Here is a 16,608-nt window from a genome sequence, read left to right as displayed (position 1 = left end):
CCAGCTCTCCCTGCACTACGGCGCCGACGACCTGGGCTCGATCATGCTGGAGGAGAACGTGGTCTCCTCCGCCGGCGCCCGGCACCGCTCCAACCTGCGGGAACTGATCGAACTGATCCGCTCGGCGGGCCGGGTCCCGGCCCAGCGCTCCACGACCTACGAGCACCTGGCCGTCCACGAGGACCCGGCCGACGACCCCGTCGACGAGCACGTGACGTCGCACATCTCGTCCACGGCGATCGAGGGCGGCACCGCCCACCCCGAGCTGAAACTGATCTCCGCGAGCTGAACGGACGGAGGAGCCCATGACGGGCACCATTCACGCCGAGGGACTGGTGAAGTCCTTCGGCGCGGTCCGCGCCGTCGACGGCGTCGACCTGGACGTTCCGGAAGGCAGTGTCCTGGGCCTGCTCGGCCCGAACGGGGCGGGCAAGACCACCACCGTCCGGCTGCTGACCACCCTGCTGCGGCCGGACGCGGGCACGGCGAGGGTCGCCGGTCACGACGTGGTGCGCCACCCCGACCGGGTCCGGCTGTCGATCGGCCTGTCGGGCCAGTTCGCGGCCGTGGACGACCGGCTGACGGGCCGCGAGAACCTGCGGATGATCGGCGAGCTGTACGGGATGCGCAGCCGCGAGGCCCGGTCGCGCGCCAGGGAGCTGCTGCGCCGGTTCGACCTGCTCGACGCGGCGGACCGGCCGTCCGGCACCTACTCGGGCGGCATGCGGCGCCGGCTGGACCTGGCCGGCGCCCTGGTCGTACGGCCGCCGGTGCTGTTCCTGGACGAGCCGACCGTGGGTCTGGACCCCGCGAGCCGGATCGCCCTGTGGGACGCCATCGAGGACCTGGTCCGCTCGGGCACGACGCTGCTGCTGACCACGCAGTACCTGGAGGAGGCCGACCGGCTCGCGCGGCAGATCGCGGTCGTCGACCACGGCCGGATCATCGCGCGCGGCACGCCCCGCGCGCTCAAGGCGCAGTGGGGCCACCCGCGCGTGGAGGTGGTGGTCGCCTGGCCCGAGCACCTGCAGGTCGCGGTCGCCGTGCTCGCCCCGTTCGGGATCCGGGCGCCGGAGACCGACCCGCCCAGGTCGCTGGTCTCCGTGCCGGTCGACGGCGGGGTGCGCCGGCTCGCGGAGGTCATCGCCGCGCTGGACGCCGCCGGCGTGCAGACCGCCGAGGCCGCGCTGCGGCAGCCCACGCTGGACGAGGTGTTCGTGGCGCTCACCGAGCCGCAGTCGCAGCCGCCGCGGCCCGGCCGGGCCGCGGCGTCCGTCGGCGCGCCGGGCGGAAGGTGGTGAGCGGGGTGTCCGTGCCGGCACCGTCAAAGCCGCTGGACCGCCTGCGGCCCGGTACGTCCGCCAAGGCCGTGCGCGACGTCCTGGTGATCACCCGGCGCAACCTGGTCCGGATCGTCCGGATCCCCGAGGCGCTCGTCATCAGTCTCGTGCAGCCCTTGGTGTTCGTGCTGCTGTTCGCCTACCTTTTCGCCGGGTCCTTCGCCCTGCCCGGCGCGGGGGCGGGCGCGTACCGCGAGTACCTGATGCCGGGCTTCTTCGCGCAGTCGATCGCCTTCGCGACCACGACCAACAGCAGCGTGAGCATGGCCAACGACCTCAAGAGCGGCATGGTGGACCGCTTCCGCTCGCTGCCCGTCTCGCGCGGCGCCCTGCTGACCGGGCGCACCCTCGCCGACCTGGTGCAGAACCTCGTGGTGATCGCGGTGATGATCGTGTGCGCCCTCATCGTCGGCTGGCGCATCCACCACGGGTTCCTGCGCGCCGCCGCGGCGTTCGCCCTGCTGCTGTGCATGGGCTACGCCCTGTCGTGGGTGGGTGTCCTGGTCGGGCTGTCGGTGCGCGCGCCGGAGGCGGCGGCCAGCGCGAACATGCTGTGGCTGTTCCCGCTGACGTTCCTGTCCAACGCCTTCGTGGCGCCCTCGACCCTGCCGGCCGTGCTGCGCTGGGCCGCCGAGTGGAACCCGCTCAGCGCCACCGTGCAGGCGACCCGGGAGCTGTTCGGCAACCCGGGCCTGGCCCAGACCGGTGCCTGGCCCGCGCAGCATCCCGTGGCCGTCTCCCTGACCTGTTCCGTCGTCATCGCCCTGGTCGCCCGGACGCTGGCGGTGCGCCGCTACCGTTCGGCGGGGGCCTGAACCGCGAGGGACCGACCATGACGGACACCTTCCGCGCCGACCTGGTCCGGCCGGTGCACGAACTGCTCGCCCGGCACGCCGCGGACCGGCCCGGCCAGGTGGCCTTCCGTGACGCGCGCCGCTCGGTGACCTACGCCGACCTCGACCGCCGTACCGCCCGGGTGGCCGGGCACCTGGTGAGCCTGGGCCTGGCGCGCGGCGCCCGCGCGGCGATCTGCCTGCCCAACCGGGTCGAGACCGTGGAGAGTCACCTCGCCGTCGCCCGCGCGGGTGCCGTCGGGGTGCCCCTGGACCCGCAGGCGACGGACACCGAGCTCGGCCGCCTCCTCCAGGACTGCGACGCCCGGCTGGTCGTCACGGAGGCCGGGCAGCTGCCGCGGATGCGGCGGGTGCTCGCCGAACGGCCCCACACCGTGGTGGTCGTGGTCGGCGACGCCGAGGACGCCGGGGAGCTGCCGCACTACGAGACCCTGGCGAGCACCTGGTCGCTGCGCGACCCGCCGCGCGACGATCTGGGACTCGACGAGCCGGCCTGGATCCTGTACACGGCCGGCGCGGACGGCCGGCCGCGGGGCGTGGTCCGCACGCAGCGCACGTCGCTGTGGGCCACGGCCGCCTGCACCGCGCCGCTGCTGGGGCTGTGTCCGCAGGACCGGGTGCTGTGGCCGGTCCCGCTGTTCCACTGCGCCGCGCAGAACCTGTGCGTGCTGGGCGTGACGGCGGTGGGCGCCACCGCCCGCCTGACGGACGGGCCCGGCGCGCGGGAGGTCCTGCGCGCCGCCCGGGAGGAGGACGCCACCTTCCTCGTCGGAGTACCGGCCACCTACCACCGCCTGGTGGAGGGGGTCCGCGCCGGCGACGCCCCGCCGGCCGGGCTGCGGGTGTGCGTGGCGGTCGGCCCGCCCTGTCCGGAGCCGCTGCACGAGGCGTTCCGCGCGACGTTCGGCCTGCCCCTGCTGGACGGTTACGGCAGCACGGAGACCGGCGGGCCGGTCACCGCCACGCTCCCGCACGAGCCCCGGGTGCCCGGCTCGTGCGGTGTGCCGCTGCCCGGGCTGACGCTGCGGCTGATCGATCCGCGCACCGGCGCCGAGGCGACCCCCGGCGAGGAGGGCGAGGTGTGGGTCGACAGCCCCGCCCTCATGCTCGGCTACCACAACCGGCCGGAGGCGACCGAGGCCGTGCTGTCCGACGGCTGGTACCGCACGGGTGACCTGGCCCGGCAGGACGCCGCCGGCCGCCTCACCCTCACCGGCCGGCTGAGGGAGGTCATCGTCCGCGGCGGCGAGACCGTCCACCCGGGCGAGGTCGAGAAGGTCGTCCGCCGGGTGCCCGGGGTCGTCGACGCCGGGGTGTGCGGCAGGCCGGACGAGGCGCTGGGCGAGGTGCCGGTGGCCTACCTGGTGCCGGGCCCGGACGGCGTCGACGTCGACGCGGTGCTGGCCGCCTGCCGCGAGGAACTCGCCCCGCACCAGCGGCCCGAGGAGCTCCACGCGGTCGACGAGGTGCCGCGCGACCGGATGGGCGGGATCGCCCGGCAGCGGCTGCCGGACCTGACCGGGCGGCCGCTGTGGCGCCGGGCGCGGACCCGCGCACCGGCGCCCGCCCGCTCCCGGGGTGCCGCGGACCTCGGTCTGGCCGACGCCGGGCATCCGCTGCTCGCGGCGGTGTTCGAGCATCCGGAGGCCGACGAGGTGTGGCTGACCGGCCGGCTGGCCGCCGCGGGGGCCGGCCCGTGGCTGCTGCGGCGGGCCGGCGGCCGGGCCGTGGTGCCGAGCACGGTCCTGCTGGAACTGGCGCTGCACGCGGCCGGCCGCCTGGACTGCGCCCGCCTGCTGCGCTTCGACGCCGGCGTGCCCCTGGTGCTGCCCGAGGACGGCGGCGTGCAGGTGCGGGTCGCCGTGGGAGCGCCGGACGCGCGCGGCGTGCGCCCGGTGACCGTGTACGGGCGCGAGGAGGCGGACGGCACCCCGGGACGGCCGTGGCGCCGCCACGCCGCCGGCACCGCGGCGCCCTGCGCCGGACCGCCCTCGGGCGCGCTGCCGGCGGTGTGGCCGCCCGCGGGCGCCCGGCGCGTGCCCACCGGGGAGCTGCTGCGGGCCGGAGCGGTCACGTCCGTGCTGCGGGGCGTGTGGCGGCGCGACGGCGACCTGTTCGCCGAGGTCGCCGTCGACGAGCCCGCGGCCGGGCACGGCCCCCGCTTCCGGCTTCACCCCGCGCTGCTCGACGCGGTGCTGCGGCCGGAGCTGTGGCGGCCCGCGGCGGCCGCGGACGGCCGGGACGCGCCCGGCGGGCCGGCCGCCCGGTCCGCCCTGTGGCTGCCGGTGGTCTGGACGGCCGTGACGCTGCACGCGGCCGGCAGCCGCCTGCTGCGGGTGCGGCTGGGCTCGACGCCGGACGGCACCCGCTGCCTCGACGCGGTGAACGAGTGCGGGGACCGGGTCCTGACGGCGGCGTCGGTGCGCTGCGCGCCGGTGTCCGCCGGGGCCGGGAGCACCGCCGCACGGCGGGAACGGGACCTGGGCCGCGTGTGGGACGAGGTGCTGCGCCCGCCGCGTGCCCCGGTGGACGGCCGGGAAAGGGATGTGGCGGGCCGGATCGGGCGGGAGCCCGTCGTACGGCACTGACCCCGCACGCGGCGAGGCGCCGGCGGCTCGGCAGGTCGCCGGCGCCTCGCCGCGTGTCCCCGGCCGTCCGGCCCGCTCCCTGCCCCGGGTTCCTGTCGTCCCCGGCCCACGGTGCGAAGGGGGCGCCGGTCCCCGCCCCCTCGACGGCGCGTTCCGGTGGTCGTCGCACCACGTGATCACCGACGGGTGATGGCGAGCGGCCCCGAAGCCGTACCTGAACTCGACGATGCGCCGGGAGGCGCGCACGTCCTGCGCGGTGGCTTCGGGACCAGCCCCCTGAGTGGTTTGGCCATCGGCCCCCGAAGACCAGACTCTCCACCCCCTAATCTCCCTATTCGTGGTCAACCGACTACACAAAGTGAAAGGGGAGAGGGATGCGTCCCAACTCCTTGGGCCGGCTGGCGGCCGTTGCCTCGGCAGCACTGTTGCTGCTCGGCGGGGTGGCCACCTCGGCACGGGCGGCGGCACCCGGACCCGTTCTGTACTCGATCGACTTCTCCAATCCCCAGGAACAGGACGACAACAACCTGCCCGAGCCCTACGGGAGGGTCTGGCTGCAGGCGCCCTGGCTCCAGCGGACCGCGCTGTGGGAGCACCCGGACGTCGACATCAACACCCCCACCCTGCCGCGCTATCCGGACGACCGCCCCTACACGGTGCGGTACGCCGACCACCCGGTCACCGAACTGTGCGCCACCGTGGGCGAGGACGACACGGGCATCAACGCCGACGACGTCCTCGCCGACGGCTGCGTGCCGGTCGACGGCCCCGGCCACTACACGGTCCCCGGCCCCGACGGGTCGGTCACCGTCCACCTGCTCGACCTCTGACGGCACCGGGCTCGTCGTCCGTCGCCCCGCCCCCGGCCTTCGCAGGCCGCGGGCGGGGCCCGGCGCGTGCGTGCCCGGCGGCCCGTTCAGCCGGTGAGGCGGGTCAGCCAGTCGGCGGTGGCCTCGGCCGTCGTGCGGGCGTGGGACTCCATCATCGTGAAGTGGTTCCCGGGGACGTCGACGATCGACTGGGCGCGGTCCCAGAAGGTCTGCCACTCCTCCGGCCGCAGCTCGGCGCCCGGCTGCGGGGGCACCGGGGGCTCGCTGGAGCGCACCAGCAGCACGGGGCTGTACAGCGGGCCCGGCTCCCACTCGCCGATCAGCGCGATGTACCAGCTCATCGCGGTCAGCCGGTCGGCGTCCATGTGCGCGAACATCGACTCCCGGTCGAACATGCCGCCCAGCATCTGCTGGGAGAACCGCAGGAACGGCGAGTCCGCGCGCGGCATGTAGGTGTCCAGCAGGACGACCGCGGCGGGCGTCCGTCCCCGCTCCTGCAGACGGCGGGTGGCGGCCAGCGCCAGGATGCCGCCGGAGGAGGAGCCGAGCAGCACGGCCGGGGTGTCGCCGGTGGTCCGCACGACGGCGTCGGCGTACAGGTCGGCGACGGCGTCGAAGGAGGCCGGCAGCGCCTCGCCCCTGCCGAAGCCCTGGGTGGGCAGGGCCCACACGTCGCGCTGTCCGCGGAAGGCGGCGGCGAACCGGGCGTACTGGTGGACGCCGGCCAGGGCGACGTAGGAGCTGAAGCACACCAGCGGCGCCGCCCGGTCCCCGGCGGCCAGGCGGATCGCCGAGGGCGGCGCGGCCAGCTGCGCCGGGCTGTCGAAGGTGGGCCGCAGTTCGGCCGCGGCCTGGAGCAGCTTGAAGCCCTCGTCGACACGGCCGCTCTCGCAGGCCAGCTTGAACAGGCCGCCGAGGGTGTCGGCGGCGCCCGGGGCGGGATCGCCGGGCCGGGGTGCCGCCTGGGGGGAGGCCGGGGCGGGGTCCGCGGTGGCCAGTTGCTCGTCGAGGTGGGCGGCGAGCGCCTCCGGCGTGGGGTGGTCGAACAGCAGGGTCGGCGGCAGGGGGAGCCCGGTCGCCGACGCCAGGTGGTTGCGCAGGTCCACCACGGTCAGGGAGTCGAAGCCCTGCTCGGTGAAGAGCCGGTCGGCGGCGACGGCGCCGGCGGAGGCGTGCCCGAGGACCGTGGCGGCGAGGTCGCGGACCAGGCCGAGCAGCGCGCTGCGGCGTTCCCCGGGCGACTTGTCCGCCAGCAGGGCCGTGACGCCGTCCGGGGCGGCGGACGCGGGGGCCGCGCTGCGGCGGGCGGGGGCGGCGGGCCGCAGCAGGGCCGCCACGCCGGCCCGGCCGCCGTGCGCGTCCAGGGCGATCAGCGCGGGGTGGTCGGTGCGCAGCGCCGCGTCGAGCAGGGCGAGGGCGTCGTCGGTGGCCAGCGGCCGCATCCCGCCGCGGGCCATGCGGCGCCGGTCGGCGGCCGACAGGCCGGCCGTGATGCCGCTGGCGGCCTCCCACAGCCCCCAGGCGATGGACGTCGCGGGCAGGCCGCGGGCGCGCCGGTGGGCGGCCAGGGCGTCCAGGAAGGCGTTGGCGGCGGCGTAGTTGCCCTGGCCGGGCGCGCCGAAGGTGCCGGCGGCGGAGGAGAACAGCACGAACGCGGACAGGCCGCGGTGGGCGGTGAGGTCGTGCAGGTGCCAGGCGCCGTCGGCCTTGGGCCGCAGCACCCGGTCGAACCGCCGCGCGTCCAGCGCGGTCACCGTGGCGTCGTCGACGACACCGGCCGCGTGCACCACCGCCGTGAGCGGCGCGTCCTCGGGGACGAGCGTCAGCAGCCTTTCCAGTTCGGCGCGTTCGCCGGTGTCGCAGGCCTCCAGACGCACCCGGGCGCCCAGCCCGGCCAGTTCCGCGACGAGGTCGTCCGCGCCCTTCGCGTCGGGTCCCCTGCGGCCGGCCAGCAGCAGGCTGCGGACCCCGTGGGCGGTGACGAGGTGGCGGGCCACGGCCCGGCCGAGGGTGCCGGTGGCGCCGGTGAGCAGGACGGTGCCGGAGCCGAGGTCCGGACCGGTCGCGGCCTCCTCGGCGGGGGCGACGCGGGGCACCAGGACCCGCCCGGCGCGCACCGCGCTCTGCGGGGCCCCCGAGGCGACCGCGGCCACGACGGCCCGCGCGTCGGGCGCGTCCGCGCCCGCGGGCAGGTCCACCAGCTGGAAGCGGCCGGGGTGTTCGGACTGGGCGGAGCGCACCAGGCCCCACAGGGCGGCGCCGGCGAGGTCCGCGACGTCCGCGACGTCCGTGCCGTCCCCGGCGGCCAGGGCGCCGCGGGTGACGAACACCAGCCGCGCGCCGGAGAACCGGTCGTCGGCCAGCCACTCCCGGATCAGGTCGTGGGCCCGGGTCAGCAGGCTCCGCACGGACTCGGGCACGGCCGCGCCGGGGGCGGGCCGGGCGTGGGGCGCGACCAGGACCACCTCCGGCAGGGTCATGCCCGTACCGACGGCCTTGGCCAGCGCCTCCGGGTCGGCGTACGTCTCCAGGTGGACGCCGGCCGCGTCCAGGGCGTGGGCGGTGGTGTCGTCGCCGTCGCCGAGCACGACCCAGCGCAGCGACCGCGCCGGGGGTGCGGCGGGTGCGGGCTCGGCGGCCCGCCAGTCCAGGCGCAGCGGTTCGGGCCGCGTCCGGTCGCCGGGCCGGTCGGCGGGGACGGCGCGCAGGGTGATCGAGTCGGCCGAGGCGACGGGGCTGCCGGTGGTGTCGGTGACGAGGACGGCGTACCCCTGCTCGTGCCCGGCCGGGGTGAGCCGCACCCGCAGCGCGGTGGCGCCCTCGGCGTGCAGGGTCAGCCCGTTCCACGCGAAGGGCAGCATCGGCCCGTCCGGGGCGGCCGGGTCGTCCTGTCCCGGCCGGGCGACGAGCAGCGCCTGCACCGCGGAGTCGAACAGCGCCGGGTGCAGCCCGAAGCGGGCCGCGTCGGCGCGGCAGGCGTCGGGCAGGACCGCCTCGGCGAACACCTCCTCGCCGCGGCGCCACACGCGGCGCAGGCCGCGGAAGCCGGGCCCGTAGTCGAAGCCGGCGGCGGCGAACCGCGCGTAGGGGTCGTCGGGCGTCACCGGCTCGGCGCCCGGCGGCGGCCAGGCGGCGAGGCGGTCCGCGGGGGCGGGCGGCGCGTCGGGGGCGAGGACGCCCTGCGCGTGCCGCCGCCAGGCCAGGTCGGTGCCGGCGGGGCGGGCGAAGACGCGGAAGGCGCGCCGGCCGGTGCCGTCCGGGCCGTCCACGGCGACCTGGATCTGCACCGCGCCCTCCCGGGGGATCTCCAGCGGGCTGTGCAGGGTCAGTTCGCCCACGTGCGGGCAGCCGACGCGGTCGCCCACGTGCAGCGCCAGGTCGAGGTGACCGGTGGCCGGGAGGATGACCCGGCCCAGCACGGCGTGGTCGGCGAGCCAGGGGTGGGTGCGCAGCGACAGCCGCCCGGTGAGCAGGACGGTGTCGGAGCCGGCGGGGGCGAGGGCGGCGCCGAGGAAGGGGTGCCCGGCCGGTTCCAGGCCGGCCCCGTCCAGGTCGCCGCTCCAGGGCGCGCTGGGCAGCCAGTACCGCTCGCGCTGGAAGGCGTACGTCGGCAGCGGAACCCGCCTGCCGCCGGGCAGCAGCGGCCGGAAGTCGACGTCGGCGCCGTGGGCGTGCAGGTGGGCCAGCGCGGTCAGCAGCTGCCGCTCCTCGGGGCGGTCGCGGCGCACGGCGGCGACGGCCAGGGTGCCGTCCCGCCCCTCGAGCGCGGTCCGCGCGAGCGCGGTGAGCGCGGCGTCGGGGCCGACCTCCAGGAACCGGGTGGCCCCCAGCTCGCCCGCGTGGCGCACGGCGTCGTGGAACCGGACCGGTTCGCGCACGTGCCGCACCCAGTACTCCGGGTCGGTGAGCTCCTCGGCGGTGGCCCGCCGGCCGGTCAGCGCGGAGACGACGGCCAGGCGGGGCGGCGCGTAGGCGATGTCCTCGGCGACCTTGCGGAAGTCGGCGAGCATCGGCTCCATCAGCGGGGAGTGGAAGGCGTGGCTGACGCGCAGCCGGGTGGTGCGCCGGCCCTGCGCCGCGAAGTGCGCGGCGATCTGGGCGACCGCCTCCTCGGTGCCGGAGACGACCGTGGCGGACGGCCCGTTGAGCGCGGCGACACCGGCCTCGGCCTCCCGTCCGCGCAGCAGGGGCAGCACCTCCTCCTCGGACGCCTGCACGGCCACCATGGCGCCTCCGGCGGGCAGTTGCTGCATCAGCCGGCCCCGGGCGGTCACCAGGGCGCAGGCGTCGTCGAGCGAGAGCACGCCCGCGACGTGCGCGGCGGCGATCTCGCCCACGGAGTGGCCGGTGACCACGTCGGGGCGCACGCCCAGGGACTCCAGCAGCCGGAAGAGGGCCACCTCGAACGCGAACAGCGCGGGCTGGGTCCACCCGGTCTCGTCGAGCGCCCCGGTGTCCTCGGCGTCCTCGGCGCCCTCGCCGCCCAGTACGAGGTCCCGCAGTCCGGGGACGCGCGCGCAGACCTCGTCGAAGGCCGCGGCGAAGACGGGGTACCTGCGGTGCAGTTCGCGTCCCATGCCGGCGCGCTGGGCGCCCTGGCCGGTGAAGAGGAAGGCGGTCCCGCCGCCCGTGCGGGTCACGCCGGTCACGACGTCCGCTCCGGGGGCGCCCGCCGCCAGTTCGCCCAGGCCGCGCAGCAGGTCGGTCCGGTCGGTGCCGAGGACGACGGCGCGGTGCTCGAAGGCGGTGCGGGTGGTGATCAGGGACAGGGCGATGTCGTACGGTCCCGCGTCGGGGTGCGCGAGCAGGTGGTCGCGCAGGCGGGCCGCCTGCGCCTGGAGGGCGGCCGCGCCGCGGGCACTGAGCACCCAGGGGATCGGGGTCCCCTCGGCGGGTTCCCTGGTGGGCTCCCCGGCGGCGGTGTCATCGAGGACGGCCTCTTCGGGGGCGGCCTCCAGGATCAGGTGCGCGTTGGTGCCGCTGATCCCGAACGAGGACACCCCCGCCCGCCGCGGACGCTCCCCCGTCCCCGGCCAGGGCCTGGCCTCGGTCAGCAGCTCCACCGCGCCCGCCTCCCAGTCCACGTGCGAGGACGGCGCGTCCACGTGCAGCGTCGCCGGCAACACCCCGTGCCGCAACGCCAGCACCATCTTCATCACACCCGCCACACCCGCACCCGCCTGCGTGTGACCGATGTTGGACTTCACCGACCCCAGCCACACCGGCCGCTGCGCGTCCCGCCCCTGCCCGTAGGTGGCCAGCAGCGCCTGCGCCTCGATCGGATCACCCAGCCGGGTGCCGGTACCGTGCGCCTCCACCGCGTCCACGTCCGCCGGCGACAGGCCCGCATCCGCCAGCGCAGCCCGGATCACCCGCTGCTGGGAGGGCCCGTTGGGCGCGCTCAGACCGTTGGACGCACCGTCCTGGTTGACCGCGCTGCCGCGCACCACCGCCAGCACCGGATGCCCGTTGCGGCGCGCGTCCGACAACCGCTCCACCAGCAGCAGGCCACCGCCCTCGGAGAAGCCGGTGCCGTCCGCCGCGTCCGCGAACGCCTTGCACCGACCGTCCGCCGCCAGCCCCCGCTGCCGGGAGAAGTCCAGGAACAGACCCGGGGTCGACATCACCGTGACACCGCCGGCCAGGGCGAGGTCGCACTCGCCCGACCGCAGGGAGCGCACGGCCAGGTGGAGGGCGACCAGGGAGGCGGAGCAGGCGGTGTCCACGGTCACCGCCGGTCCCTCCAGTCCGAAGGTGTAGGAGAGCCGGCCGGACATGACGCTGGCCGAGGTGCCGGTGCCCAGGTGGGTGTCGGTGTCGTCGGTCAGGGCGAGCGGACGCTGGGTGTAGTCCTGGTAGTTGGTGCCGGCGAAGACGCCGGTGCGGCTGCCGCGCAGGGTGCGCGGGTCGATGCCGGCCCGTTCGAAGGCCTCCCACGCCATCTCCAGCAGCAGCCGCTGCTGCGGGTCCATGGCCGTGGCCTCGCGCGGGGAGATGTTGAAGAACGCCGGGTCGAAGGAGGCGAAGCCGGGGAGGAAGCCGCCGGTGCGGGTGGAGACGCTGCCGGGCCTGCCGGGCTCGGGGTCGTAGAGGGCCTCCAGGTCCCAGTCGCGGTCCTCGGGGAAGGGGCCCATGGCGTCGACGCCGTCGGCGAGCAGCCGCCAGAACTCCTCCGGCGAGTCGGCGTCGCCGGGGAAGCGGCAGGCCATGCCCACGATGACGACCGGGTCCTCGGCGTCCGCCCGGCCGGCCGCGGGTGCGGCGGCCGGGCGCCCGGCCCCGGGTTCCGGGGCGGCGGGGGCGAGCGCGGTGCCGAGGTGCTCGGCGAGCGCCGCCGGGGTGGGGTAGTCGTAGACGAGGGTGCTCGGCAGGCGCAGTCCGGTGGCCCGGTTCAGGCTGTTGCGCAGTTCGACCGCGGTGAGGGAGTCGAAGCCCAGTTCGCGGAAGGCGCGGGCCGGTTCGACGTCCTCGGGGCCGGAGTGGTCGAGCACGTAGGCGATGTGCGCCCGGACCAGGTCGAGCAGCGCGCGCCGGCGGTCCTGCTCGTCCAGCGCGGCGAGCCGCTCGGCGAGCGGCGTCTCCCCCGGCCGGTCCCGCTCCGCGTCCGGCCGGGCCTCGGCCGGGGCGGGGCGGGCCTCGGGGAGCTCGGCGTACAGGCGCCGGGGGCGGCCCTGGGCGAGTTCGGCGGCGAAGACCTCCCAGTCGATGTCGGTGACGACGAGGGCGGTGTCGTCGTGGTCGAGGGCCTGCTGCAGGGCGGTGACGGCGGTGTCGGGCCGCATCAGGCGCACGCCGTGGCGTTCCAGGCGGGCGCCGACGGAGCCCGCCGCCATGCCGCCCTCGGCCCAGCCGCTCCAGGCGATGGCGGTGGCGGGCAGGCCCTGGGCGCGCCGGTGGGCGGCGAGGGCGTCCAGGAAGGCGTTGCCGGGCGCGTAGTTGCCGTGTCCGGGGCTGCCGAAGACGCCGGAGGACGAGGAGAACAGCACGAAGGCCGACAGGTCGAGGCGGGCGGTGGCGGTGTGCAGGTTGAGGGCGCCGCCGACCTTGACGCGCAGGACGTCCGCGAGCCGCCGCGGGGTGAGGGAGCCGATGACGCCGTCGTCGAGGACGGCCGCCGTGTGGAAGACGGCGGTCAGCGGGCGTTCGGCGGGGACGGCGGCGAGCAGGGCGGCGAGGTCGTCGGGGTCGGCGACGTCGCAGCGGGCCAGTTCGGCGCGGGCGCCGAGGGCGCGCAGTTCCTCGACCAGGTCGGCGGCGCCGTCGGCGCCGGGTCCGGAGCGGCTGGCGAGCAGCAGGTCGCGGGCGCCGTTGCGGGCGAGCCAGCGGGCCACGTGGCGGCCCAGGGCGCCGGTGCCGCCGGTGATCAGGACGGTGCCCTCGGGGCGCCAGCGGCGGTGGCCGGGCCGGCCGCCGGTGGCGGCGCGCACCAGCCGCCGGCCGAGCAGGCCGGTGGCGCGGATCGCGACCTGGTCCTCGTGGCCGAGGCCGGCGAGCACGGCGGCCAGGCGGTCGCCGGCCCGGTCGTCGGGGGCGGCGGGCAGGTCGGCCAGGCCGCCCCAGCAGTCCGCCTGTTCGAGTGCGACGACCCGTGCGAAGCCCCACACCAGGGCCTGGGCGGGCGCGTCGACGTCGGTGTCCGGGCCGGCCGCGACGGCACCGCGGGTGACGAACCAGACCGGCAGGCGGGCGCCGAGGTCGTCGAGGGCCTGCACGAGGGCCACGGTGGCGGCGAAGCCGCGGGGCAGCTGAGGGAATTCGGGGTGCGGGTCCTCGTCGAGGGCGAGCAGGGACACCGCCCCGGCGGCCCCGGCGGCGGGGCCGGACAGGGCGGCGGCCAGGGCGGCGCGGTCGCCGGCGGTGTCGGCGACGACGGTGACGCACCGGGCGCCGGCCCGCTGCAGCGCGCCGGCGGTCGTCGTGGCGGCGGGGCCGTCCTCGTGGCCGCGCGGGACCAGCAGGAGCCAGGTGCCGGTGAGGCGGGGCGTGGACGGTTCGTCCAGGGCCTGCCAGGTGATGCGGTAGCGCCAGCCGTCGGCGACCGCGTTCTCGGCGTCCTCGGTGCTGCGCCGCCGGTAGCCGGCCAGGGCGGGCAGCAGCGGGGAGACGGTGTCCTCGGTGACGTCGAGGGCGGCGGCGAGGGCGGGCAGGTCGTTGCTCTCGACGGCGTCCCAGAACGGCGCGTCCGCCGTGCCGGGCCGTGCGGCCGCGGCCTGGGCGCGGGTGAACTTCGGCCAGTAGCGGCGGCGCTGGAAGACGGTGACGGGCAGGTCGACGCGCCGGCCGGGGCCGCCGTGGGCGGCGGTCCAGTCGAGGCGGCCGCCGCGGACGAACAGTTCGGCCGCGGAGAGCAGGAAGCGCCGCGGGCCGCCCTCGCCGCGCCGGAGCGTGCCGAGGACGGCGCTGCCGGCGCTGCCGGCGGTGACGCCGAGGGCGTCGAGGGTGTCGCCCACGGCGGTGGTGAGCACCGGGTGCGGGCCGGTCTCCACGAACACCCGGTGCTCGTCGGCGGCCAGCGCCCGCACGGTGTCCTCGAAGTGGACGGCCTGGCGGACGTTGCGGTACCAGTAGGCGGCGTCCAGCGCGGTGGTGTCCTCGACGCGCGCGCCGGTGACCGTGGAGTAGAAGGGGATCTCGGCGGGCCGGGGCCGCACCGGCGAGAAGCCGCTCAGCAGGGCCTCGCGCACCTCCTCGACCTGCGCGGAGTGGGCGGCGTACCCGATCGGGATGCGCCGCACCCGCAGTCCTTCGGCGGTGAGCTCCTGCTGGAGCTCGGCGAGCGCCGCCTCCTCGCCGGAGACCGCGACGCCGCGCGGGCCGTTGACGGCGCCGACGGCGAGCCGTCCCGCGTGGCGGGCGAGGCGCTGCTCGGCCTGGGCGAGCGGCAGGGGGACGTGGAGCATGCCGCCGCGGCCGGCGAGCGCGGCCAGGGCGCGGGCGCGGGTGACGACGACGCGGGCGGCGTCCTCCAGGGTGAGCGCGCCGGCGACGTGGGCGGCGGCGATCTCGCCCTGCGAGTGGCCGGCGACGGCGGCGGGCCGTACCCCGCAGTCCTGCCACAGCCGGGCCAGCGCCACGCACACGGTGAACAGCGCGGGCTGCACGACGTCGACCCGCTCCAGCGGGGGCGCGCCGTCGGCGCGGCGCAGCACGTCGCGCACGGACCAGCCGGTGAACGCCTCGACGGCGCGGGCGACCTCGTCGAAGTGGGCGGTGAACCGCTCGTCGGCGTCGAGGAGTTCGGTGGCCATGCCCTCCCACTGGGCGCCGTGCCCGGGGAAGAGGAGGACGGGGCCGCTCTCGGTGTCGGCGACGCCCTGGACCACCGAGGGGGCGGGGTCGCCGTCGGCCAGGGCGCGCAGGCCGCGCAGGAGGCCGTCGCGGTCGTCGGCGACGACGGCCGCGCGGTGCTCCAGCGCGGGCCGGGTGGCGGCGAGGGACCAGGCGAGGTCGGCGGGGGTCCGGGTGCGGCCGGGCCCGTCGTGCAGGTGGGCGTGGAGCCGGTCGGCCTGGGCGCGCAGCGCGGCGGCGGTGCGGCCGGACACCGTGAAGGCGAACGGGCGGTGCGCGGCCGGGGGTCCGGCGTCGCCGTCGCCGCCGGCCGGCTCGTCGGGGGCCTGTTCCAGGATCACGTGGGCGTTGGTGCCGCTGACGCCGAAGGAGGAGACGCCGCAGCGCCGCGGCCGGCCGGTGCCGGGCCAGGGGCGGGGCTCGGTGAGGAGTTCGACGCGGCCCGCGGACCAGTCGACGTGCGTGGAGGGCCGGTCGATGTGCAGGGTGCGGGGCAGTTCGCCGTGGCGCATGGCCAGCACCATCTTGATGACGCCGGCCACGCCGGCCGCGGCCTGGGTGTGGCCGAGGTTGGACTTGACCGAGCCCAGCCACAGCGGCCGGTCGGCGGGCCGGTCCTGGCCGTAGGTGGCGAGCAGGGCCTGGGCCTCGATGGGGTCGCCGAGGGTGGTGCCGGTGCCGTGCGCCTCGACCGCGTCCACGTCGGCCGGGGACAGGTCGGCGGCTTTCAGGGCCTGCCAGATGACCCGTTCCTGGGAGGGGCCGTTGGGGGCGGTCAGGCCGTTGGAGGCGCCGTCCTGGTTGACGGCGGAGCCGCGCAGCACCGCCAGGACGGGGTGCCCGTGGCGGCGCGCGTCGGACAGCCGCTCCACGACGAGGACGCCGGCGCCCTCGCCCCAGGCGGTTCCGTCGGCGGCGTCGGCGAAGGCCCGGCAGCGGCCCTGCGGGGACAGGCCGCGCTGCCGGCTGAACTCCAGGAAGACCGTCGGCGTGGCCATGACGGTGACGCCGCCCGCCAGCGCCAGGTCGCACTCGCCGGCCCGCAGCGCCTGCGCGGCCAGGTGGAGCGCCACCAGGGAGGAGGAGCAGGCGGTGTCGACGGACACCGCGGGCCCCTCCAGGCCCAGGGTGTAGGAGACGCGGCCGGACACCACGCTCGGGGAGTTGCCGACGCCGTCGTCGCCGGCGTTGTCGGACAGGCTGAGCAGGGTCGGGTAGTCCTGCAGGTTGGTGCCGGCGAAGACGCCGGTGCGGCTGCCGCGCAGGGACAGCGGATCGATCCCGGCGCGCTCCAGCGCCTCCCAGCACACTTCCAGCAGCAGGCGCTGCTGGGGGTCCGTGCCGACGGCCTCGCGCGGCGAGATGCCGAAGAAGCCGGCGTCGAAGTCGGCGACCCGGTCGACGAACCCGCCGACGCGGGTGTAGCTCTTGCCGGGCGTGCCGGGCCGGGGGTCGTACAGGGCGTCGACGTCCCAGCCGCGGTCGGCGGGCCACTCGCTCATGGCGTCGCCGCCGGAGCGCAGCAGCCGCCACAGGTCGTCCGGCTCGCTCACGCCGCCGGGGAAGCGGCAGCCCATGCCGACGACGGCGACCGGTTCGCGGTGGCGTTCCTCGGCCTCCCGCAGCCGCTGCCGTGTCTGGTGCAGGTCGGCCGTGACCTTCCTCAGGTAGCCGAGGAGCTTGTCCTCATCGCTCATGCGTTTCTCAC

Annotated in this window: 5 protein-coding genes and 1 pseudogene; 5 read left to right on the top strand and 1 reads right to left on the bottom strand. The window is 77.2% G+C overall.

Annotation, left to right across the window (positions count from 1 at the left end):
* The 5 genes and pseudogenes from AB0L29_RS34755 to AB0L29_RS34735 all read left to right on the top strand — a co-directional run.
* Positions 1-289, top strand: a pseudogene (locus AB0L29_RS34755) (dehypoxanthine futalosine cyclase); the annotation flags it as partial.
* A gap of 16 nt (positions 290-305) precedes the next feature.
* Entirely contained in the window at positions 306-1,301 is a 996-nt protein-coding gene (locus AB0L29_RS34750) for an ATP-binding cassette domain-containing protein (RefSeq protein ID WP_365833243.1), read from the top strand.
* A gap of 5 nt (positions 1,302-1,306) precedes the next feature.
* Positions 1,307-2,155: an ABC transporter permease gene (locus AB0L29_RS34745; RefSeq protein ID WP_365833241.1), complete on the top strand. Its 849-nt coding sequence runs from the start codon at positions 1,307-1,309 to the stop codon at positions 2,153-2,155.
* A 17-nt stretch (positions 2,156-2,172) separates the two neighbouring features.
* Positions 2,173-4,782: an AMP-binding protein gene (locus tag AB0L29_RS34740; RefSeq protein WP_365833238.1), complete on the top strand. Its 2,610-nt coding sequence runs from the start codon at positions 2,173-2,175 to the stop codon at positions 4,780-4,782.
* A 374-nt stretch (positions 4,783-5,156) separates the two neighbouring features.
* Positions 5,157-5,612, top strand: a complete 456-nt coding sequence (locus tag AB0L29_RS34735) for a hypothetical protein (RefSeq protein WP_365833236.1) — start codon at positions 5,157-5,159, stop codon at positions 5,610-5,612.
* 86 nt (positions 5,613-5,698) lie between these two features.
* On the opposite strand, the gene AB0L29_RS34730 is transcribed toward AB0L29_RS34735, so the two are convergent.
* Positions 5,699-16,597: a type I polyketide synthase gene (locus AB0L29_RS34730; protein ID WP_365833234.1), complete on the bottom strand. Its 10,899-nt coding sequence runs from the start codon at positions 16,595-16,597 to the stop codon at positions 5,699-5,701.
* Positions 16,598-16,608: the final 11 nt, after the last annotated feature.

The sequence above is a fragment of the Streptomyces sp. NPDC052701 genome, from assembly GCF_040678355.1.
GTDB lineage: Bacteria > Actinomycetota > Actinomycetes > Streptomycetales > Streptomycetaceae > Streptomyces.
This window is presented reverse-complemented; position numbering and strand designations above follow the sequence as displayed.